20 protein-coding genes and 1 pseudogene are annotated in these 21,162 nt (G+C 42.3%); 19 read left to right on the forward strand and 2 right to left on the reverse strand.

From position 1 onward, the window contains the following. Positions 1-108: 108 nt before the first annotated feature. The 9 genes from N8A86_RS04555 to N8A86_RS04595 all read left to right on the forward strand — a co-directional run bounded on the left by N8A86_RS04555 (position 109) and on the right by N8A86_RS04595 (position 7,270). Positions 109-510, forward strand: coding sequence for a hypothetical protein (locus N8A86_RS04555; RefSeq protein ID WP_273567981.1), 402 nt, complete (start codon positions 109-111; stop codon positions 508-510). 20 nt (positions 511-530) lie between these two features. Next, complete coding sequence (locus N8A86_RS04560) at positions 531-1,049, forward strand: hypothetical protein (RefSeq protein ID WP_273567982.1); 519 nt, start codon at positions 531-533, stop codon at positions 1,047-1,049. A gap of 160 nt (positions 1,050-1,209) precedes the next feature. Then, positions 1,210-2,556 carry an IPT/TIG domain-containing protein gene (locus N8A86_RS04565; RefSeq protein WP_273567983.1) on the forward strand — a complete coding sequence of 449 codons (1,347 nt, stop codon included), beginning with the start codon at positions 1,210-1,212 and terminating at the stop codon, positions 2,554-2,556. A gap of 125 nt (positions 2,557-2,681) precedes the next feature. Continuing rightward, entirely contained in the window at positions 2,682-3,320 is a 639-nt protein-coding gene (locus N8A86_RS04570; RefSeq protein ID WP_273567984.1) for a collagen-like triple helix repeat-containing protein, read from the forward strand. Between the two features lie 117 nt (positions 3,321-3,437). After that, positions 3,438-4,631 carry a hypothetical protein gene (locus tag N8A86_RS04575; RefSeq protein WP_273567985.1) on the forward strand — a complete coding sequence of 398 codons (1,194 nt, stop codon included), beginning with the start codon at positions 3,438-3,440 and terminating at the stop codon, positions 4,629-4,631. Positions 4,632-4,683: 52 nt separating this feature from the next. Continuing rightward, the gene (locus N8A86_RS04580) at positions 4,684-5,304 is read left to right on the forward strand and encodes a hypothetical protein (protein ID WP_273567986.1); all 621 of its coding nucleotides are present in this window, start codon (positions 4,684-4,686) and stop codon (positions 5,302-5,304) included. 28 nt (positions 5,305-5,332) lie between these two features. Then, positions 5,333-5,779, forward strand: a complete 447-nt coding sequence (locus N8A86_RS04585; RefSeq protein ID WP_273567987.1) for a hypothetical protein — start codon at positions 5,333-5,335, stop codon at positions 5,777-5,779. Further along, positions 5,779-5,988, forward strand: coding sequence for a hypothetical protein (locus N8A86_RS04590; protein WP_273567988.1), 210 nt, complete (start codon positions 5,779-5,781; stop codon positions 5,986-5,988). The genes N8A86_RS04585 and N8A86_RS04590 overlap by 1 nt, the downstream gene beginning before the upstream one ends. 121 nt (positions 5,989-6,109) lie before the next feature. Further along, complete coding sequence (locus tag N8A86_RS04595) at positions 6,110-7,270, forward strand: DUF6242 domain-containing protein (RefSeq protein ID WP_273567989.1); 1,161 nt, start codon at positions 6,110-6,112, stop codon at positions 7,268-7,270. A 17-nt stretch (positions 7,271-7,287) separates the two neighbouring features. On the opposite strand, the gene lipB is transcribed toward N8A86_RS04595, so the two are convergent. After that, positions 7,288-8,004, reverse strand: a complete 717-nt coding sequence (gene lipB / locus N8A86_RS04600; RefSeq protein WP_273567990.1) for a lipoyl(octanoyl) transferase LipB — start codon at positions 8,002-8,004, stop codon at positions 7,288-7,290. Between the two features lie 84 nt (positions 8,005-8,088). Next, entirely contained in the window at positions 8,089-8,244 is a 156-nt protein-coding gene (locus tag N8A86_RS04605) for a YqaE/Pmp3 family membrane protein (protein WP_188315664.1), read from the reverse strand. A 143-nt stretch (positions 8,245-8,387) separates the two neighbouring features. Here N8A86_RS04605 and lysS point away from each other — a divergent pair, with 143 nt between their 5' ends. The 10 genes and pseudogenes from lysS to N8A86_RS04655 all read left to right on the forward strand — a co-directional run bounded on the left by lysS (position 8,388) and on the right by N8A86_RS04655 (position 21,119). After that, the gene (lysS, locus tag N8A86_RS04610; RefSeq protein WP_273567991.1) at positions 8,388-10,079 is read left to right on the forward strand and encodes a lysine--tRNA ligase; all 1,692 of its coding nucleotides are present in this window, start codon (positions 8,388-8,390) and stop codon (positions 10,077-10,079) included. A gap of 60 nt (positions 10,080-10,139) precedes the next feature. Beyond that, entirely contained in the window at positions 10,140-12,440 is a 2,301-nt protein-coding gene (locus tag N8A86_RS04615) for a glycosyl hydrolase family 95 catalytic domain-containing protein (RefSeq protein ID WP_273567992.1), read from the forward strand. A 151-nt stretch (positions 12,441-12,591) separates the two neighbouring features. Then, positions 12,592-13,131 carry a c-type cytochrome domain-containing protein gene (locus tag N8A86_RS04620; protein ID WP_273567993.1) on the forward strand — a complete coding sequence of 180 codons (540 nt, stop codon included), beginning with the start codon at positions 12,592-12,594 and terminating at the stop codon, positions 13,129-13,131. Continuing rightward, a pseudogene (locus N8A86_RS04625) lies at positions 13,100-13,620 on the forward strand (DUF1549 domain-containing protein); the annotation flags it as partial. The gene N8A86_RS04620 and the pseudogene N8A86_RS04625, both read left to right, overlap by 32 nt. Before the next feature lie 717 nt (positions 13,621-14,337). Then, positions 14,338-15,327: a DUF1553 domain-containing protein gene (locus N8A86_RS04630; RefSeq protein ID WP_273569023.1), complete on the forward strand. Its 990-nt coding sequence runs from the start codon at positions 14,338-14,340 to the stop codon at positions 15,325-15,327. Next, positions 15,327-16,838, forward strand: coding sequence for a DUF1501 domain-containing protein (locus tag N8A86_RS04635; protein WP_273567994.1), 1,512 nt, complete (start codon positions 15,327-15,329; stop codon positions 16,836-16,838). The genes N8A86_RS04630 and N8A86_RS04635 overlap by 1 nt, the downstream gene beginning before the upstream one ends. A gap of 9 nt (positions 16,839-16,847) precedes the next feature. Further along, on the forward strand, positions 16,848-17,723 hold the full coding sequence (locus N8A86_RS04640; RefSeq protein ID WP_273567995.1) for a sugar phosphate isomerase/epimerase family protein: 876 nt from the start codon (positions 16,848-16,850) through the stop codon (positions 17,721-17,723). Positions 17,724-17,735: 12 nt separating this feature from the next. Then, entirely contained in the window at positions 17,736-19,130 is a 1,395-nt protein-coding gene (locus N8A86_RS04645) for a c-type cytochrome domain-containing protein (RefSeq protein ID WP_273567996.1), read from the forward strand. A gap of 17 nt (positions 19,131-19,147) precedes the next feature. Beyond that, a complete protein-coding gene (locus N8A86_RS04650; protein WP_273567997.1) occupies positions 19,148-19,606 on the forward strand; it encodes a DUF1801 domain-containing protein in 459 nt (152 codons plus the stop codon). 82 nt (positions 19,607-19,688) lie between these two features. Further along, on the forward strand, positions 19,689-21,119 hold the full coding sequence (locus N8A86_RS04655) for an SLC13 family permease (RefSeq protein WP_273567998.1): 1,431 nt from the start codon (positions 19,689-19,691) through the stop codon (positions 21,117-21,119). Positions 21,120-21,162 lie beyond the last annotated feature (43 nt).

Below are 21,162 nucleotides of genomic sequence, written 5' to 3' on the forward strand. Positions count from 1 at the left end.
AAGGGCCCTATCTCTTTCTTCTAAAAATCATGATTTCTAAAAAATACCCTTTGATGTTAACCTTTTATCTATCCAACCATAAAGAAGTAACAATTAAAAAGGATAATTATGAAAGCAATAACAACATTACTGATCATTTGCCTTGTAGGATGTATTACCGCCTGTCAGGGTCAGACAACAAAAGAATCGTCAGAGAAAGAAACTCTAAAAACAACGGGGGAGAAAGATAGCAGCAAACAAATGAACTTGCTCGACGAACAGGTGAAAATGTACGGCTCGGTTTTCGAGCTGGCCGGTGCAGGTGAAGACAATCCATTGAGCCAGGCCGAAAACTATGGCGAGCTAATCGAAAAAATGGATTTGCCCGAAGAACAAAAAGTAACGCAACGCGAGCATTACAAAGTGTATGACCTAAGTCTTGACCCTACCAAAAAAGATTCATTGAAAATCATGGTCGGCAAAATGTTGGAAAACGCAATGGAAAAGAGTCAAACCGACCCTGATAATTAATTCACTTTAATAAATAAATTATGAAAACGCAAAACCATATTATCGGTCTCTTATTTCTTACTAGCAGCATGCTAACGCATTCGCAAGAATTCAAAGAACGGCATGTTCGAAAACTCGAAAACCTCGGTATTAAATATAAAGCCGAGTATTCGTTCAACGAGCAAGCGACCAAAGATCTTCATCAGGTTTTGCACCATGATTTTAAACGTAGAGCAAAAAATACCGTTGGCGCTTCTTTGTTAACGGTCGGTGTAGGTGGCCTGGTCGGGGGGGCTCTGATAATGAGAGGAAGAAATTATCACGGCGAAAGAAATGCCAGCGCTGGCGGTCTTCAAACTTTTGCGGGCTTACTATGCTTCGGAGTTGGCGCGGCAGGAGTGGGTACTTCGATTCCCCTTTTTGTAGGTGCTCGCAAAAGCAAAAAGAGAAGAGACCAATTGAGAAAATCTTACGAAATGGATCAAACCGAGGCTATATGGGCTTTACAAGCAAAGTTTTTGAGTGATAGTCAAGACCAGAATCTTGTTATGGCACATTGAACCGTTAAATATAAATCTCAATCCTTCAAGGTATTTACGTTTAGTACGACTTGTAATCTGATGTCTTATGCTCGGAGCCAAAAACTCGGTTTTTTTTATACCCCCATGTTAACCTTAGGAAAATCTGACCATAAAAAGGAAATCTGTAAACAAAATTATTATGAAAACACATAAATTAATCCATTCCGTAGTTTTAATTACATTATTGACCCTAGGTTGCCATAAAGATGATGGACCGGAAATAGTAGTGCCCATTGAAGAAAACCTTCCGACTCCAAACCCTGTACCGATGTTGAATTCTATCAGCCCAGAAAGCGGTCCAAAAAATACAACTGTGACTATCAAGGGCATTGACTTTGGTACTGATAAGGCCAAGGTTAAAGTATTTTTCAATGATGTGAAGGCTATGGTCGAGTCGGTAACGGAAACTGAAATTAAAACAAAAGTGCCTTCTCTAGCGCTTACGGGGCCCGTAAAAGTTATGGTTGATGGCAAGGAATTGACAGGGCCGGACTTTACCTACGAATTTTCAGAAGCGCATGTTAGTACTTTGGCCGGAAACAAAGATGCATCGGGCAATACCGATGGTCAAGGCACAGATGCCCTTTTCTCAGGTTTTGGTGGTATAACAAGGGATGTTGATGGAAATCTCTATGTCGCCCAACCTGTAGAAAATACCATCAGAAAAATAACTTTAGATGGTCTCGTGACCACATTCGCCGGGGCTTTTGAAGGATATGAAGATGGCCCCCTTCACAGTGCAAAATTCAAGTGGATAAGTGATGTCGCTATCGATGCATCCGGGAATATGTACGTAGCGGATACTTCCAATAATAGAATACGAAAAATATCACCCGATGGTACCGTAAGCACCTTAGCAGGCAGTTGGCAAGGATTTGCAGACGGACAAGGGATCGAAGCCAGATTTTTTCTGCCCGATGTCATTACCGTCGACAGTTCAGGCAACGTATTTGTCGCTGAGGGCAGTGCTGATTACGCCCATACTAGAATTCGAAAAATTACCCCAGAAGGTTTGGTAACAACATTCGCAGGGTGGGAAACCGGATTTCTTGACGGACAGGGAACGGATGCTAGTTTCAAATTTATTTCCGGGATGACGATGGATAATTCGGGAAACATAATTGTAGCGGATGCCGGAAATAACAAAATACGCAAAGTAAGTCCAGATGGTCATGTTTCCACAATTGCCGGAAGCACTGAGGGCTACTCAGACGGTATGGGTGACGAAGCACAATTTTATCGCCCATGGGGCCTGGCCGTCGATAAATTGAACAACATTTATGTAGCGGACTATTCAAATATGAGGATACGAAAAATCGACCCTAAGGGAATGGTAAGCACCGTGGCAGGAAGTGGATCTTATGGCTTTGATGACGGCGAAGGACAGAATGCGACGATAGCATTCCCCAGAACCTTAATAGTGGATGACAATTTTAATCTATTTGTGACCCAAAATAATGTCATACGAAAAATAGCACTTGAGTAGAGTGATCTAAAAACCAACACGATCAAAACCGAGGCCAAACCCTCGGTTTTTTTATGCCTTTATGTTAACCTTTTCGATCAGCGCCCATAAAAAGGAAAATAATGATAATCTCAAAATTTCAAATTATGAAAACGACAACGAAAATTATGATGTGCTTAATGGCGGCACTTTCCATTGCCACTACTTCTTGTGACAAAGAGGGACCTATTGGACCAGAAGGCCCTCAAGGGTCGCCGGGTATGCAAGGCATTCAAGGTGAACCGGGCGAAGCAGGGCCAGCTGGACAAGACGGAATCAATGGTACAAATGGTACCAATGGGACAGACGGCCAAGACGGTAGCGCGAACATAGACTATCTTACTTTTGACGTAAGTGCCGCAAGCGGAACCTCATTTGAACTTAGTGCGAATCCACTATCGGCCAATATAGTTGAAGAGGGGACTGTGTTGGCCTATTTGAATGTAGGTAGCGAATGGTATCAAATTCCAAATCAACGTATTACCACTAATGGTTTTAGTTTAATTGATATAGCCACATCGTTTATTGATAACGGTAGCAATTATCTATTTAAAATGACATTCCTTAGAGACGGAATTCCATTTGCAATTGCAGCTGGTGATTTAGACACCTTGCGCCTTGTCAACATACGTCCTAGCTCATCAGGTAAAAGCACGGGCAATGACGCACTCAAAATGTTGAAAGACAATGGTGTAGATGTAAGTGATTACTACCAGGTGATGAATTATTTTGGATTGCCCTATTAGAACTTTAAAAAAACCAATAATAGAAAGGACCGAGGCCATAAACCTCGGTTTTTTCTTTTCTACATGTTAACCTTGTTCCAAAAAGAGCATTAAAGTGTAAATACTAAAACAAGTGTCATGAAAAATAAAGGTCATTTAAATTATTTAAAAATCCACATTCTACGCCTATTTGCTGTACTAGTTATAGTTGTAGGTTGTAAAAATGATGACAATGGTGTTCAAATCTATGAAGAAGTCGAAGAGGTCGCTGCCCCTGAAGGAGTCATAACCTTGGCCAATCTAGAGAAGCAATTGAAAATTTCGTTAGACGACGGTAGCCTTCTCGAAGAAAGTGTCGTCGCTAGGAACTTCGGCAGCATAGTACATGAGGGAAATCATTACCAATTCGAGTCGAATACTTTCGAAAAAATAAGTAGCAACGGTATCATTGTATGGACAAAAACATATACTGAAGAAGTTGACAAATCAATCGAACTAGAAGCGGACAATATCGTCTTCTATGAAAACAAGGCGTTCATTTCCTATCGGATATTGGATACCAACACCTACGCCAGCGAGTACTTTCTCGAAGCCCTAGACCTTGACAACGGAAATAGCTTTTGGTCGCTGAATGTGGGTCATAGAACAATACCGCATATTTATAAAAACCGATTGGTAACGGTTCAATACCCTAACGGCAATGCACCCGTAGTCTTTCAATATAGGAACAAATCGGTAGGAGATGTTGAGGCAGAAAAAACACTCAATGATAGAATTGGCGGTTTCGTCTTCGACAGTGACTTGATTATCGCGAACTCATGGAGTGATAGGGTTTTTGCCATGGACCGTGCTTTGAACATAGTATGGAACTATGATACAGGAGCAGAAAACCCTAGAAGAGGATCTATTTTTCAAAATCAATATATTTTTTATTCCAGGGATAAGCATCTGTATTCCCTTGATAAGAATTCAGGTTTGTTGAATTGGAAAACAGCTTTGCCCGAACCGAATATTTTAGGAATTCATAACTACGCTGAATACACCTATGTAGGGCAAGAAACCGGAACTAAAACCATGACCTTGTCTAAAATTAAAAATGAAAACGGAGCGCTGGAAACTAGTTTTGAAATGCCCATGTCAGAAGACTACTATACCACAAAACTTATTTTTCATAAAGAATATCTGTTGTTGGTTACTTCTCCCAATTCCGATGAAAACGAAAATCAGATACAGGTAAAGCTGATTCATTTGCCACAATCAAAAGAGGTATGGTCGGTTAACCACAATATTCGCATTCGGTCATTGAAAGCCAACATTCTTTCCAATGATTAAATCATATCTATTGAGCAATCACACACAATAATTAATTATAAAATTTCAAACTATGAAAACTTCAAAAATAATACTTGCATACCTAATCGTAGCATGCTCCCTAACCCTAGTTTCCTGTTCAAAAGAAGGGGAAGTTTCAGAAAAAGAGGGTCTTCAAAATCAACCGGAATTAAATTCAACGGAAGGATCCGTTCAAAAAACCTCGTTGACCTCAAAAGCATCGCTCCCATCAAGGGGAAGCCTCAATTTGGACATCATATTGGACGATTTCAAATCTAAAAAAAGAAGCTACCACATGAACGTTTCAACGACCGCGATAATGAATACCGGTCATGTATTTCCCATTGTGGGATACTCCCTGAATCAATATACCTATTGGGAAGTGGGCAGTACAGGCTATTGGAGGGCAGATAATCGCATAAAAAGATCTGATTCAGGTTTTTCGGCCAGCAACCATTTTGAGGTATTGGTATATCCGAATCGTTCGGCACCTGAACTTGTGGATCAAAACGGAATCAAGATTACTTGGAGAAGCCCAGAAATGGGTCTACACACCTTTATTCTTGAAAATGTATCAGTCTACTATGTAACCAATGGCATTCTGATCAACGGAAGTTATAAAATCAAGGATACGCCTATTGGCGTGAGTATCAGCATTACACCAAAATCTTAGGAGAAGTCTAATCTTTAAATAAATCAAAATGAAAAATATACTGAAACTTATACACTTTAGCTTACTGGTATTAGCGCTTTCTATTACATCTTGTGTCAAAGAAGGACCAGAAGGGCCAATTGGGTCCGTCGGGGCGAAAGGCGAACAGGGAATTCAAGGGGAAAACGGAAATGCAAACGTCAAAGCTTTTGAACTAATCGTAAATAAAAGTGACTGGATGCGCAATCTCCACTACGGTGGCGGCAACGTTTACAGAGCGTTTGAAATACTTCCTGAAAGCATCGGCAACATTGATTTATATTCCTTCAATCAAGGAGGTGGCACTGTATTACTTTATGGTTTGATCGAATACTCCGGTGATACGCACGGAGCTCAACAAGAACGCAAACCATTACCATTTATGACCTCCGTTAATAAGGGAGCAGATTATTTTGGTCTGAAATTGGAATTTTCCCTAGCAGAAACTCCCTCTTAATGGCCGAAACAACTAATGGTTGGGATGCTAAAGGCTTAGCGGATGAAGATTTGCCTGATGTCGTAGACGTACGTATAATACATATTGAATCTAATAATGTCATATCTGGAAAGTCGACAGAAACCGACGTTCTTACCGAACTTAAAAAAAACGGTGTCAATATAAATGATTACTATGCGGTAATGGATTACTTCGGATTAGAGTACTAAAACTATTTTCTGAATAAAAGCTTAACCGAGGCCCACACCTCGGTTTTTTTATGTCCTGGTGTTAACCTTCGAATGTTATGTGCATAAAAAGAAGCAGGCAACAATCCTAAAATCCATGATTATGAAAACATACAAAATACTATTTCTAGCAATCCTCATTGTAACATTGTCATCTTGCCACAAAGAGGAACTGGAATTCCACCCAACGGAGCCCCGATTGCAAAAGACCGGTTTTAAAGGAAATCTAGAAAACCTCCCCACCTTTGAAAGAGAAAATTGTTTCTATCTTCGGAATGAAGGCAAGGTTTTAAACTATCCCCGAACGGAGAGTAGAGCCACGGTCAATTTTCAAGGGCAAATATGGACTTTGGCACTCAATACCGCCAAAGCTTCCGGCAACAGTGCAGGTACTGCTGAAATATGGTCAAGCAACGAAGGTCAAAAGTGGAAACTTCGAAAGACTAATCCTTTTAGTGGAAGAAAATACGCATCATTGGTAGTACACAACAATCGTCTATGGATGATCGGAGGCGTTAATGGTGCAGATCAATACTTAAGGGATATTTGGAGCTCTGCCAACGGTATCGATTGGGTAACAGAAAGCTTTGTTGCCCCTTTTACCCTTGGCAATAGAGTCGGAGGAAGGGTAACCACGTTTCGAAATAAACTATTCGTGGTCAAAAGGTCGTACCCGAATACGGAAGTCACAGTGTATTCGAGCAAAGATGGTAGGCGTTGGGATCTAGATACAGCGGATGCCCTGGGTACTATAGGTTCCTTTGATGTCCATGATTTTGAAGCTATAGTCTTCAATAATACCTTAAATATTATCGCCATTATAAATGGTGGCCGCGAGCGAAAAATGATTTTTAGAACAACCAATGGTAGTGATTGGCATAACTTGCAATTCGAATCACGGCCAATTGTACCGACCCGATACGCCCATCAAGACCGCCTTAGGGGTACTGAAGGTGGTTCCGTCACTGAATATAAAGGACTGGTCTGGCATATTGGAGGTACTCAAAGTCATTATGATATTTTAAATCGAATATGGTATTCATCGGACATGCAGACTTGGACAGAATATAGTCCGAAAGGAAAATCCGGTTCTACAATTCATAAAATCAAAGCTCCACACTTGGTTAATCATACAGCATTGCCCTTCGACGACAGGCTATTAATTTTTGGTGGTGGTACGGGTAAGCTTGTTATGGATTATAGCCCCAACCCTAATGTTTGGAGTATCTATGAAGATTGCATTGTAGAACTTACATTACAATGATTCACAAAAAGCGAGGCCTAGGCCTCGCTTTTTTCTTTAATTATTTCAGCTTCAAAAAGAAGCTCGAAATGTTTTACAAGTTTTTGTTTTACCTCATCCATGTCGACTTCCTTCTTGCCCAACTCTACATTTAACGAAGTAACGGCCTTATCCTTTATTCCACAGGGAATCATCAAATCAAAATATCCCAAATCAGAATTCACGTTCAGCGCAAAACCATGCATGGTAACCCAACGGGAAGCACGAACACCCAAAGCACATATTTTTCTCGAAAACGGAGTGCCGCCATCCAACCAAACCCCAGTTTCGCCTTTCGAGCGTTCTCCTTTCAACCCGTATTCGGCCAAGGTCAAAATGACCATTTCTTCCAGAAGTCGCAAATATTTATGAATATCGGTAAAGAAATTATCAAGATCCAGAATGGGGTAGCCGACAATCTGCCCCGGGCCGTGATAGGTAATATCGCCACCCCTGTTAATTTTGTAGAATTTGGCGCCTTTTTCGGCCAATTCTTCTTCACTTACCAAAAGATTGGAAAAATCCCCACTTTTTCCTAAAGTATATACATGGGGGTGCTCAACTAATAAAAAATGATTGGGCGTTTCGAGTTGGGTTGCTTCCCTTCTATTTTTTATTTTAAGGTCAACGGTTTGTTGAAAAAGAAGCTCTTGGTAGTCCCAAGTTTCCTTGTAGTCCTTCCGTCCTAGATCCTGTACATGTACCTTCTTGTTCATTGGTGCAAAGATACGAAATTGTCAAGGGGCTTATTTAAAAGCCAAAAGGTATTCCCTCCCCTCGGAGAGGGTTAGGGTGGGGACTCAATTCGGATTGTTCAAAATAACCAGTGCCGCGATAACCCCAGGAACCCATCCACAGAAAGTCAGCAATAAAACGATTAAAAATGATCCGCAACCTTTACCGATTACCGATAGGGGCGGAAAAATTATGGCCAGGAGAACTCTTATAAAACTCATTGTAATATTTGATTTTGATTGATGTATTATATGGGTCGTATTATTTAGTCATTTGTTACATCAAAAGCAAAAGTATTATTACCCTGATCAAATTGATAGATTAGGCTAGACTACTTATATTTGCTGCCTTAATCAGCACATGTATGCAACTTTCGGAACAAGAGGTTATTAGAAGGGAAAAATTATCAAAGTTGAGGGAAATGGGCATTGACCCATATCCTGCGGCTTTATACCCCGTTGACGCAACATCCAAAAGCATCAAGGAGGGCTATTCCGAAGGAAAAAAAGTCGTTATTTCTGGAAGATTGATGTCCCGAAGGATTCAGGGTAAAGCTTCCTTTGCCGAGTTGCAAGATAGCACCGGTCGCATACAGGTCTATTTCAATCGTGATGAAATTTGTCCGGACGATGATAAGACTCTCTATAATGAAGTCTATAAAAAATTACTCGATATCGGGGATATTATCGGCATCGAGGGCGAACTGTTTACGACCCAGGTCGGCGAAAAAACCGTAATGGTCAAAAAGTTCAGCATGTTGAGCAAGGCCCTGCGCCCGTTACCCCTACCTAAAAAGGATGCTGAAGGAAATGTTTTTGACGAATTCAATGACCCCGAACAGCGCTACCGACAGCGGTATGTGGATCTCGTGGTTAATCCGAAAGTCAAGGAAACCTTTGTCAAGCGCACCAAGATCACCAATACTATCCGTCAGTTTTATAACGAGCGGGGCTATTTGGAAGTAGAGACGCCAATTCTACAACCCATTCCCGGTGGTGCTGCGGCACGACCCTTTTTGACCCATCATAATGCGTTGAACATTCCGCTGTATTTACGTATCGCCAACGAACTTTATTTAAAGCGTTTGATCGTAGGTGGATTTGACGGAGTTTATGAATTCTCAAAGGATTTCCGCAACGAGGGAATGGACCGAACTCACAACCCTGAGTTCACCGTGATGGAATTGTATGTAGCCTATAAGGACTACAATTGGATGATGGATACCACCGAACAGCTTTTAGAACGGGTCGCCATCGAGGCCACGGGAAGCACCAAAGTCACCGTGGGTAAAAACGAGATCGAGTTCAAGGCACCATACCCTCGTGTTCCGATTCTGGAGGCCATAAAAATCCATACAGGCTTTAATGTAGCCAAAATGGATGAAAATGAATTGCGCGAAACCGCCAAAAAACTACACATAGATGTTGACGACACTATGGGCGTGGGCAAACTGATCGATGAGATCTTTGGGGAGAAATGTGAACATCATTACATTCAGCCGACCTTTATCACAGATTACCCAAAAGAGATGAGTCCCCTGACCAAAGAGCATCGAGAAAACCCAGCATTGACCGAGCGATTTGAACTGATGGTCAATGGCAAGGAAATCGCCAACGCTTACTCCGAGCTGAACGACCCTATCGACCAACGCGAGCGCTTTGAAGAGCAATTGAAACTCTCCGAAAAAGGGGACGACGAAGCCATGTTCATCGATCAAGATTTTTTACGTGCCTTAGAATATGGAATGCCCCCTACTTCCGGAATCGGTATTGGTATTGACCGCTTAGTCATGCTAATGACCAATAATTCTTCGATTCAAGAGGTTTTGTTCTTTCCGCAGATGCGACCTGAAAGTAAACAAGTCGAACTCAGCGAAGAAGCAAAAATGGTTTTTGAATCCTTAAAAAAAGTCCAGAAACTTGCATTGATCGACTTGAAAGAACAGTCGGGTCTTTCCAACAAACAGTGGGACAAATCCATTAAAGAATTGACTAAAAACAATTTGGCCAAGGTCAATAAGACGGATGACGGTCTATTCGTGGAAGTAACAGCCTAGCAACATTTTCTCAGTTGAATATGTTTTTGGTGTTTTAATAAGTTGTCCTTAGTTTAGGACATGGACTTCCTGAAAAAAATTCTCACTCTTTTAATCTTTGTTTTTACTTATAATTCATTCGGGCAATCGCCGATCGAACCTCAAGAATCTCCCCATGACCTTCATTTTGAAAAACTTGCCAATACTTGGGACGAAGGTATTCCCCTAGGTAACGGTATGGTCGGCATCCTTATTTGGGAGAAAGAAGGCAACCTGCGTTTTTCGTTGGACAGGGCTGATCTTTGGGATCTACGCCCTATGGAAAACCTCAAAACCCCAGAATGGAAATATAGTTGGGTATATGAACAGTGGAAAAACGACACCTACAAAGAAGTACAGGATCGCTTCGATGTTCCCTACGATAAGAGTCCTGCTCCTTCGAAAATTCCCGGTGCAGCTTTGGAATTTGATATTACTGCTTTTGGGGAAGTAGCTTCCGTTCATTTGTATATCAAAAATGGCGTTTGTGAAATAAAATGGAAAAACGGAATCAGATTATTGGCATTTGTACACGCTACTCAGCCAGTCGGTTGGTATCAGTTTGAAGGTCTTCCGGAATCATTAGGTTATGAATTGATTCCTCCGGCTTATACCACTCCTGGAGAAAGTTTAGAAGATAGTCCTGTGACCGGACAAGATTTGCGAAGGCTTGAATATCCCGAAGGGAAAATATTAAAAAATGATACTTCTACCACCTACCTTCAAGAGGGCTGGGGCGGTTTTAAGTATCAAGTCCATGCTGAACATACTGTTGATGCCCAATCCTTAACCGGCAGTTGGAGCATAAGTTCCGAATTCCCTGAATGGGAAAAGAAGCCCAGCGCCATGAACCTTGTCAAAAAACATAGGCAAAAGGGGCTTTCAGAGGCATTCAAATCACATTCGAAATGGTGGAATGAATTTTGGTCGAAATCTTCATTGAAAATTCCGGATACCATTTTAGAAAAGCAGTGGTTCTTGGAACAGTATAAATTTGGTTCAGTGGCCCGTGCATCTGGCCCTCCGATTTCATTACAAGCGGTCTGGACGGCCGACAACGGAAAACTACCACCATGGAAAGGCGACTTTCATCACGACCTCAACACCCAACTCAGTTATTGGCCCGCCTATTCGGGAAACCACCTAACCGAGGAAATGGGTTTTATCAATTGGTTATGGAAATATCGGGAAACCTTTGAAAAATATACTTCGGAGTATTATGAGGCTAAAGGTCTGATCGTGCCCGGAGTGACTACTCTTGAAGGACAACCCATGGGCGGATGGATCCAATACTCCTTCGGGCCCACGGTATCGGCTTGGCTGGGACATCATTTTTACCTGCATTGGCGATATTCGATGGATAGGGGTTTTTTAGAGGAAAAAGCATATCCATGGATAAAAGATGTCGCAATATTTTTGGATGCCATTTCCCAAAAGGATGAAAAAGGGAGGCGAAAACTACCCATAAGTTCGAGTCCCGAAATCCATAACAACAGTAAGCAAGCATGGTTCGGCGAAACCACCAATTTTGACCTGGCCCTGATTCGCTGGACGTATGAAAAGGCGGCCGAACTCGCGACGGCACTCGACAAAAACGCAGAGGCCGAAAAATGGAAGAAAATATTGTCTGAATGGCCCTTGTTGGCTATCGATGAAAAAACAGGTCTTATGATTGCTCCCAACGTCGATTATGAAGAATCACATCGTCATTTTTCACACCAAATTGGGTATCATCCATTAGGTGTCGTCGATTTCTCAAAAGGGGAAAAAGATATAAAAACAATAGAAAATACAATAGCCACATTAGATAGTTTGGGCTCTTCCCAATATGTCGGATATTCATTTAGTTGGCTGGCGAATATGAAAGCCCGTGCATTCGATGGAACGGGCGCTAAAGAAGCATTGAAAATTTTTGCAACTAGCTTTTGCCTACCAAACAGCTTTCATGTGAATGGGGACCAATCTGGAAAAGGGTATTCCAATTTCACCTATCGTCCATTTACTTTGGAAGGAAATTTTGCCTTCGCCGCCGGTTTACAAGAAATGTTGTTGCAAAGTCATACGGGAATCATCCATATTTTTCCCGCGATACCTTCGAATTGGGAAACCGTTTCGTTTAACAAATTACGGGCTGAAGGAGCATTTTTGATTTCCGCGATAAAGGAAAATGGTACGGTCAAAAAAGTATCCGTTCATTCAGAAAAAGGCGGAAATTTGAAACTGAAAAACCCCTTTGGCGATACTATTTTTGAATGTACTTCGGAGTTCGAAGTTAAGGAAGACAATATTATTTCCATCGGAACAGAATCCAATCAGATTATCGAATTGGTGTTGAAACAATAGGAAAATTATCATTCCGTTGAAAAAGGAAACCCTAGCCTATCAAGAAAAGATTCCTCGTAGTTCCGAATGACATTTCATGGGACTTTGTCATTCCGAGGCCTAAGGAATCTCCTGAAATAATTGTTATCTTTATGGGTCAATACCATTGATAATGCAGAAGTTCACTCAAAATAGCATCTTTTTGTTCGCAATGTTCGCTGTGCTTCTTTTTACGCAGTCCTGCCAAGATACCGACCCCGTTGATTTCAGCACCCAAATAAAACCCATTCTCAACAATAAATGCATTACCTGTCACGGCGGGGTTAAAAAGAACGGTGGCTTCAGTTTACTCTTCGAGGATGAGGCCTTTGCCGAAACCGAATCGGGCAAACCTGCGATTATTTCGGGTGATGCCTCAGGCAGCGAATTAATACGAAGACTCCATGAGGACGACCCAGAACTTCGCATGCCCTATGAGAAACCAAAATTGTCCGACGAGGAAATAGATTTGTTGACCCGTTGGATCGACCAGGGAGCAGAATGGGGCGAGCACTGGGCCTATTCGCTTCCGGAAGAGATTGAAGTTCCAGTTATGACCGCTGAAGCAGGTTTTGCCCCTGAAAGTGCTTCCGAATTCCTAAAAAATAACATTGACAATTTTGTATTGGCGCGATTGGAAAGTGAAAAAGATCGAGCCGAACCTTCCCGCTGATAAAAATATTATTGCTCGAAGGGTTGCCCTTGACCTAACGGGATTGCCCCCCGACCAAGAATTATTACAAAGTTTTGAAAAGGGCGACCTTACCTATGAATCTTTGGTCGATACCTTATTGGCACAAGAAACCTATGGTGAGAAATGGGCCACTTGGTGGCTCGACCTCGCTCGATATGCTGATTCTAAGGGGTACGAAAAAGATATGGCGCGCGAGATTTGGCAATATCGCGATTGGGTTATCAAGAGTTTTAACAAAGATCGCCCTATGATCAATTCACCATTGAACAATTGGCGGGCGACCTTTTGCCACAACCTTCGACCGATCAACTGATTGCTACGGCCTTCCATAGAAATACCATGAACAACGATGAGGGCGGCACTGATGATGAAGAGTATCGGGTGGCTACCGTTATCGATAGGGTGAACACCACTTTTGAAGTATGGCAAAGTACTGCCATGGGCTGTGTACAATGCCATAGTCATCCGTACGATCCGTTTAAACATGAGGAATATTACAAATTAATGGCCTTTTTCAACAATACCCGTGATGAGGATACGCCCAGTGAATCCCCCGTGCTGAAATTTTACACGCCCGAGCAACAAAAAGGAGTAGATAAAGTATTGGATTGGGTTGCCAAACATGGCAATGAAAAGCAACACACCACCTATAAAAACTTCCTACAGTTTACCGAACCGGTCTATAAATCACATTTTTTTAAGGAATTTAAAAGTAGTGTCTATGATGACCACGCTTCGGTTGTTTTTTGGGACGATGGAAATTTGATCATTGAAAATGCCTATACCAATAACGCAAGCCTTGTGTACCTAAACTACCGATCGCATTACGATGGCACAAAAATGACGATTCGCGAAAAAGATTCTAATGGACCGATTTTAGGGGAGTTTGTCATCAATAAAGCAAAGAAGAATACTACCTCACAATTTCCGATTCGAAAAATCGACAAGAAAACTGATATCTATATCGAGACACAGAACAATGCGATTGCCAAAGAAGTCAACATTCTTAATTTGTACTGGATAGGCTTTTTGGAGGATATGCCTGGAAAAGAACAGCCTGGCTGGGCGAATATCAATTCCACATTTATAGAAGCACTGAATGCCGATACACCAACGGTACCCATTCTTTCGGAGAATCCTGATTATATGAAGCGTACCACGCAGGTTTTTGATCGTGGCAGTTTTATGGTCAAAACGGATACGGTTCAACCTGCCACTCCTGAAAGCCTAAACGAATGTAACCCTGATTGGCCCAAAGACCGATTGGGATTTTCAAAATGGATCGTCGATAAGAAAAATCCGTTGACCGCACGAACCTTGGTCAATCGCGTGTGGCATCAGATATTCGGTCGGGGTCTGGTATCGACCATCGAGGATATCGGTTCGCAATCTGAACCACCCACCCATCCAGCTTTGTTGGATTGGCTTGCCTTACGCTTTATGAACGAGTATAACTGGAGCGTGAAATCGCTCATCAAAGAAATTGTCATGTCGGGCACCTATCGACAAAGCTCGGAAAGTAGCCCCGAAATGTATCAAATAGACCCCGATAATGAATTGTACGCCCGAGGACCGAGAATACGTTTAGGTGCCGAACAGATTCGTGACCAAGCCTTGGCCGTATCGGGATTGTTAAGCAATAAAATGTACGGACCTGGTGTAATGCCACCACAACCCGAAGGGGTTTGGGAAACCGTTTACAATGGAGCAAAATGGATGGAGAGCAAAGGGGAAGACCGATATCGACGGGGAGTGTATACGTATCTGAAACGCACAAGTCCGTATCCTTCGTTTTTGACCTTCGATGCCGGTAGTCGTGAAGTCTGTATGATCCGTAGAACACCCACCAATACGCCCTTACAGGCCTTGGTGACCTTGAACGACCCCGTTTATCTTGAGGCTTCCTACCAATTGGCAAAAAATACAATGATTCCTAAGGATGTTGATGCGAGCATTGCCGTCGCCTACAAGAGAGCAACACTTTCCGAGATTGAGCCGACATCATTACAAACGCTGAAAGACCTCTATGAAACCTCATTGAACGAGTTTTCCAATAATCCGGAAGCGGCTGAACTCTTTCTTCATTTTGACAAAAATCCGACGCCGCAATTGAGTGCCATGACAGTAGTTACCAACGCCATTATGAATCTGGATGAATTTTTAACGAAAGCCTAATGGAAGATATCATAAAAAGATTGCTAAAGGAGCAACTAGCCCGGGAAGCCCAAGCAAAGACCCGAAGGCATTTTATAAAGAACTGTGCACAAGGTATTGGCGGACTCGCATTGAGCTCTATTTTTATGGGGTGCGACCCTTTAGGCAAACCGGTCAAAAAATCGCAAGTGGCCTTTTCGGAGCGCGATCTAAATCCATTGGCCACCTTAGCACCTCCTTTTAGTCCAAAAGTGAAATCGGTTATTTATTTACACATGGCGGGCGCCCCTTCGCAACTTGAAATGTTCGATTACAAACCGGCACTCCATAAGCTCGATGGTCAAGACTGTCCGCAATCTTTATTGGAAGGAAAAAAATTCGCGTTTATCAAGGGCACACCAAAATTATTGGGGCCGCAGGCAGAATTTGCCCAAGAGGGCGAATCGGGCAATTGGGTATCGAACTTCTTGCCGCATTTCAAAAAAGTAATCGATGAAGTGGCTTTCCTAAAGGCGGTGAATACGGACCAATTCAATCATGGTCCGGCCCAATTGTTTATGCATACAGGTAGCGCCCGTTTAGGACGACCTAGTATCGGATCATGGGCCACATACGGTCTCGGTTCTGAAAATCAGAACTTGCCAGGGTTTGTGGTTTTGACTTCAGGAGGTAATGCTCCCGATGCCGGAAAAAGTGTCTGGGGCAGCGGATTTCTACCCTCGGTCTATCAAGGGGTGCAATGTCGTTCAAAAGGTGACCCGGTACTCTATATTGAAGACCCTGATGGCGTAACACGAGATCTTAAAAAAAGTACCATTGACGCTATCAATACAATCAATAAGGAAGAATACGCCAAATATGCCGATCCAGAAATTTTGGCCCGTATCAATCAATATGAAATGGCCTATCGGATGCAAATTGCCGTGCCGGAAGTGATGAACATCAACAACGAACCCGAAAACATCAAAGAAATGTACGGGGTCGAAGCAGGAAAAGAATCCTTTGCGAACAATTGCCTTTTGGCTAGAAAACTGGTCGAAGATGGCGTTCGTTTCGTACAGCTTTTTGACTGGGGCTGGGATACCCATGGTAACATTCGTGAAGGTTCGGTTGATTTGGGACTCCGAAACAAATGCCGTGAAATTGACCGTCCCATTGCTGCATTGATCTTGGATCTAAAACAACGAGGACTGCTCGACGAAACCTTAATCGTTTGGGGCGGCGAATTCGGTAGAACTCCGATGCAAGAAAACCGGGGCAATAAAAAAATGGAATTTTTGGGGCGGGATCATCACGGTGACGCCTTTACCATGTGGATGGCCGGTGGCGGAATTAAAAAGGGAGCTTCCCACGGAAAGACCGATGACATCGGTTTTTCTGGAATCGAGGGAAGAGTTTCGGTGCATGATGTGCATGCCACTATTTTACATCTTCTCGGTTTTGACCACGAACAATTCACCTATGAATTTCAAGGCCGAAACTTTAGACTGACCGATGTTGAAGGAGAAATCATTAAAGAGATACTGGCATAAAACAAATACATGAGATTAGCACTACTCCTGACCCTACTATCTTTTAATCTTATTGGCTTTTCCCAAGAAAAAAAACAACTCCAATTCTTCCAGACCGATTGGGGAAGAACTGATTCTTGGTTCGCCTTTTGTGAACGAACCAAAGAAGCGGGCTATGATGGTATCGAAGTTTGGTTTCCTACGGAAATGCAGAGCATGATAGATTTGAAAAGAGCCCTTGAGCAATACAATCTAAAAGTAATTTTTCTAGCAGGAACGGATAGGTCGCTACCTTTTGAAACAAGTTTGGTCCGATATACCGAAAACCTGATGAGGTTAGCGGAGTTCGGACCCGTTGCAATTAACTGTCACACGGGAAGCGATTTTTTCACTTTTGAGCAGAACAAGGCCTTTATCGATGCGGCGAATAAAATCGCCAGGGAAAATAACATCCCCATCTATCATGAGACCCATCGCGGACGATTTAGTTATAACCTACCCGATACCAAAAAATACATTTCGGCCATTCCCGATTTAAAATTGACCTTGGATATCAGCCATTGGATGGTCGTACACGAATCGCTTTTACAAAATCAAGATGCCGAGCTACAAGATGTGATCGACCGATCGAACCACATCCATGCCCGGGTAGGCCATGCAGAAGGTCCCCAAGTAAACGACCCCGAAGCTCCGGAATGGAAAAAAGCATTGGAACGACATTTGGATATTTGGGAAAAGGTCATACGCCAGAAATGGGAGACCGATCCGACTTTTACGATTACCACAGAATTCGGTCCGGCCGATTATATGCCCACATTACCATTCACCCGAGTACCGGTGGCCGACCAATGGAAAGCGAACGTCTTCATCATGAAGGCCCTAAAAGAAAAAATGAACATTGATTAAAGTGCAAATTTTATGGATGTTCTAAAACAACTCTTGGGCAGGTTACACCCACTTATCGTTCACTTGCCGATAGGCTTTATAGTTCTCGGGCTATTACTTCAATGGTACGACCGAAAAAGAATGGAATATGGTAAGGTAATCCCATTGGTCTATCTCTGGGCTGGAGTCAGCGCGGTTTTAGCCTGCATTACCGGGTATCTACAATATTTGGGAGAAGGCTATGCCTTCGATACAGTCAAATTCCATTTATGGTCGGGCATCGCAACTGCCTTGTTTGCCTTTGTGATGTATGCAAAGCTCAAAGGAATAAAGGCTACCAATCTCCTAGAAAAAGTTCCTATCACGGGGCTGTCCGGACTATTTCTAATATTGATTTCGTTCACAGGACATCAAGGAGGAAATATCACCCATGGCGAGGACTATCTTGTGGAGCCTTTGCCCAATTCGATAAAATCCGCACTCGGTTTTCAGACATTCGAAGAAAAAGAAATCGCCCTCAATGATGAAAATTGGGAGGATGCAGAACTCTATGAAGATGTTATCAAAGCCATTCTGAACAACAAGTGTGTAAGTTGCCATAACCCAAAGAAAATAAAGGGCGAGTTACTGTTGCATTCCGAGGAGGGTATAATTAAAGGGGGAGAGAACGGCGAGGTGATCATTGCTAATAATGCTTCTGAGAGTGAGCTGTTTTCCCGCATGAACCTGCCTATGGAAGATGACGACCATATGCCGCCCGAGGGAAAGACCCAGCCTTCAAAAGAAGAAATTAAATTGATTGGCGCTTGGATTGATGCAGGACATCCGTTCAAGGGTACGATTCAGGAAATAGGCTTGAAAAAAGACTTGTTCCTTTCTTTCTTCCCGAAGAAACATGATTTTGACTATCCTGATTTTGAAATTACAGCAGCTTCTCAAGATAGTATCAAAATAATCGAAGAAACAGGAGTACATATTGACCTCATTAGCAAATCTTCGAATTTTCTGAGTGTTTCCTGCATCAATAAACCAGCATTCTCTGATAGCGATTTTGAGTCTTTGCTTCCTGTAGGCCAACAAATCGCAAGATTGGATCTGGGCGGAACCCAAGTGACCGATGCCATTTTTGAAAAATTGGCAATGTTACCAAACTTGACGATATTAAAATTGGATAATACTTCCGTTACCGGAAAAAATATCGAATCCCTGAAATCTTTGGAGCATTTAAAATCCATCAACCTTACGGATTCCCAATTTGAGCAATCCCATTTACAATCGCTCGAAAATTTTAAAAGTTTGCAAAGCGTATATCTCTATAAAACCAAAGTAGATTCAAAAGGAGTTCAGACCCTGAACGAGGGGCAGATTATAATCGATTATGGTAGTTATGAGTTGCCCATCATTCCATCGGATTCTATTATTTATTAAAATCTTAAAAAAACGAAATGAAAGCTAAACTAGAGCTACTTAAATTTCTTCGACCTTATGATGAATCGATTCAACAATTGGTTTTTGAATTACGAAAGTATATTCTAAAACTCGTTCCTGAGACCAACGAACTGATTTGGGACAATTATAACGCCGTCGCCATGGCTTATTCCAAGTCCGACCAATTGAAGGACGCATTTTGCCATATTGCAGTCTATGCGAAGCACATAAATCTTGGATTTAATCGCGGATCGGAACTATCGAAACGCGATTTAAAGCTGGAAGGCAGTGGAAAACTTATAAGACATCTCAAAGTAAGATCGACGGAAGATTTTCAAAAAGATAGTATTGAGCAAATAATCTACGAGGCGGTCGGAATTTCAGAAAGACGAAACAAGAATCTCGCCAACACCGAGACAAATCGAAAAAGTATCGTCATGTCGGTTTCAGAAAAGAAAATCCGTCCGAAGAACTAGGATATTCAACAACATAAAGGTCGGAATTTTAATTATTATTCCAATATTAAAAAACATAGCTTAGAGCCCATAATCAAGCTATATGAACCAAAGCAGCAAATGGGGTCTTTTTTTAGGACCCATCCTATTCTTTATCATCCTAAACCTGCCCTTTGAAATGGTCTCCGAGAAAGGTGATGCCGTTATCGCCGTTGCGGTTTGGATGATCGTTTGGTGGATTACCGAAGCGGTATCGATTTCGGTTACCGCTTTATTGCCGCTCTTGTTGTTTCCCATCCTAAAAATCATGGAAATCGGTGATGTTGGCGCTAATTATGGGAGTCCGATTATTTTTCTCTTTTTCGGAGGTTTTGTGCTCGCGCTTGCCTTAGAAAAAGTGAATCTGCATCGACGGATCGCCTTGACCATTATTAAAATTACCGGTACGAGTCCGAATAAAGTGGTGCTGGGCTTTATGATTGCGACTGCCGCTTTAAGCATGTGGATCAGCAATACAGCAACGACCGTACTCATGTTGCCCATTGCGATGTCGGTCATCAATTTATTGGTCAATGATGAAGATGGATTCACAAAAGACGATAAGAATTTTGCTTTGAGCGTTATGTTGGGTATTGCCTTTTCCGCAAATGCCGGGGGAATTGCAACCGTAATCGGCACCCCTCCCAATTCGGTGATGATCGGACTTTTGGAAAACGAATATAACATCGAAATTTCCTTTTTAAAATGGATGGTAATTGGAGTTCCCTTTTCGGCCACGATGATTTGGATCAGTTATTTGGTCTTGGTCAAGTGGATGTTTCCCAACAAACAATTGAAGTTTACAGCATCAAAAGATGTTATTAATGTAGAACTGCAGAAGTTGGGGCCAATGAGCGGAAAGGAAAAAATGGTACTTGCGATCTTCGGAGTTACCGTTTTTCTATGGATTTTCCGAACCGCCATCAACGGGATATTTCCCGATTTAAAACTAAACGATACCATTATTAGTATTGGTGCAGCCATTGCGATGTTTTCCATTCCGTATAATCTTAAAAAAGGAGATTTTATTATTCACTGGAAGGACACCCAAAGACTGGCCTGGGGCATCTTGATTCTGTTCGGTGGCGGCTTGGCCCTGGCAAAGGGGATGTCGGTCAGTGGCATAGTCGATATGGTTTCTTTGGCTATTGCCAATAGTGAAATCAGTGTCCTATTGACCGCGATTCTCTTGATAACCTTGATGCTTTTTATGACCGAATTGATGAGTAACGTGGCTCTAATAGCAGTTTTAGCTCCCGTGGTGGCGGGTATCGCTATCGGCTTGGAGATTCCGATTCTTTATCTTCTCATTCCCGTGACCATGGCAAGTAGTTGTGCCTTTATGCTTCCAATGGCCACACCGCCCAATGCCATTGTCTTTGCCAGTGGTTATATCAAGGTGAGTGAAATGGCGCGTGTAGGGGTTATTTTAAATTTCATCGCCGTAGGCCTGCTCATTCTGATGTTTCAATTTGTGATTCCGATATTTTTTTAAAAACAAAACCCCCATTCAAAATGGAGGTTTTATCTAGACTAAC

Source organism: Maribacter halichondriae, assembly GCF_027474825.1.
GTDB classification, from domain to species: domain Bacteria; phylum Bacteroidota; class Bacteroidia; order Flavobacteriales; family Flavobacteriaceae; genus Meishania; species Meishania halichondriae.

What these genes read in the sequence shown, in the direction of transcription:
- N8A86_RS04605 (WP_188315664.1), bottom strand. Translation starts at nt 8,244, where the DNA reads ATGAGTTTTATAAGAGTTCTCCTGGCCATAATTTTTCCGCCCCTATCG.
- N8A86_RS04560 (WP_273567982.1), top strand. Translation starts at nt 531, where the DNA reads ATGAAAACGCAAAACCATATTATCGGTCTCTTATTTCTTACTAGCAGC.
- N8A86_RS04580 (WP_273567986.1), top strand. Translation starts at nt 4,684, where the DNA reads ATGAAAACTTCAAAAATAATACTTGCATACCTAATCGTAGCATGCTCC.
- N8A86_RS04650 (WP_273567997.1), top strand. Translation starts at nt 19,148, where the DNA reads ATGAAAGCTAAACTAGAGCTACTTAAATTTCTTCGACCTTATGATGAA.
- N8A86_RS04555 (WP_273567981.1), top strand. Translation starts at nt 109, where the DNA reads ATGAAAGCAATAACAACATTACTGATCATTTGCCTTGTAGGATGTATT.
- lysS (WP_273567991.1), top strand. Translation starts at nt 8,388, where the DNA reads ATGCAACTTTCGGAACAAGAGGTTATTAGAAGGGAAAAATTATCAAAG.
- N8A86_RS04640 (WP_273567995.1), top strand. Translation starts at nt 16,848, where the DNA reads ATGAGATTAGCACTACTCCTGACCCTACTATCTTTTAATCTTATTGGC.
- N8A86_RS04655 (WP_273567998.1), top strand. Translation starts at nt 19,689, where the DNA reads ATGAACCAAAGCAGCAAATGGGGTCTTTTTTTAGGACCCATCCTATTC.
- N8A86_RS04595 (WP_273567989.1), top strand. Translation starts at nt 6,110, where the DNA reads ATGAAAACATACAAAATACTATTTCTAGCAATCCTCATTGTAACATTG.
- N8A86_RS04630 (WP_273569023.1), top strand. Translation starts at nt 14,338, where the DNA reads ATGGTCAAAACGGATACGGTTCAACCTGCCACTCCTGAAAGCCTAAAC.
- N8A86_RS04615 (WP_273567992.1), top strand. Translation starts at nt 10,140, where the DNA reads ATGGACTTCCTGAAAAAAATTCTCACTCTTTTAATCTTTGTTTTTACT.
- N8A86_RS04590 (WP_273567988.1), top strand. Translation starts at nt 5,779, where the DNA reads ATGGCCGAAACAACTAATGGTTGGGATGCTAAAGGCTTAGCGGATGAA.
- N8A86_RS04570 (WP_273567984.1), top strand. Translation starts at nt 2,682, where the DNA reads ATGAAAACGACAACGAAAATTATGATGTGCTTAATGGCGGCACTTTCC.
- N8A86_RS04645 (WP_273567996.1), top strand. Translation starts at nt 17,736, where the DNA reads ATGGATGTTCTAAAACAACTCTTGGGCAGGTTACACCCACTTATCGTT.
- N8A86_RS04585 (WP_273567987.1), top strand. Translation starts at nt 5,333, where the DNA reads ATGAAAAATATACTGAAACTTATACACTTTAGCTTACTGGTATTAGCG.
- N8A86_RS04575 (WP_273567985.1), top strand. Translation starts at nt 3,438, where the DNA reads ATGAAAAATAAAGGTCATTTAAATTATTTAAAAATCCACATTCTACGC.
- N8A86_RS04635 (WP_273567994.1), top strand. Translation starts at nt 15,327, where the DNA reads ATGGAAGATATCATAAAAAGATTGCTAAAGGAGCAACTAGCCCGGGAA.
- N8A86_RS04620 (WP_273567993.1), top strand. Translation starts at nt 12,592, where the DNA reads ATGCAGAAGTTCACTCAAAATAGCATCTTTTTGTTCGCAATGTTCGCT.
- lipB (WP_273567990.1), bottom strand. Translation starts at nt 8,004, where the DNA reads ATGAACAAGAAGGTACATGTACAGGATCTAGGACGGAAGGACTACAAG.
- N8A86_RS04565 (WP_273567983.1), top strand. Translation starts at nt 1,210, where the DNA reads ATGAAAACACATAAATTAATCCATTCCGTAGTTTTAATTACATTATTG.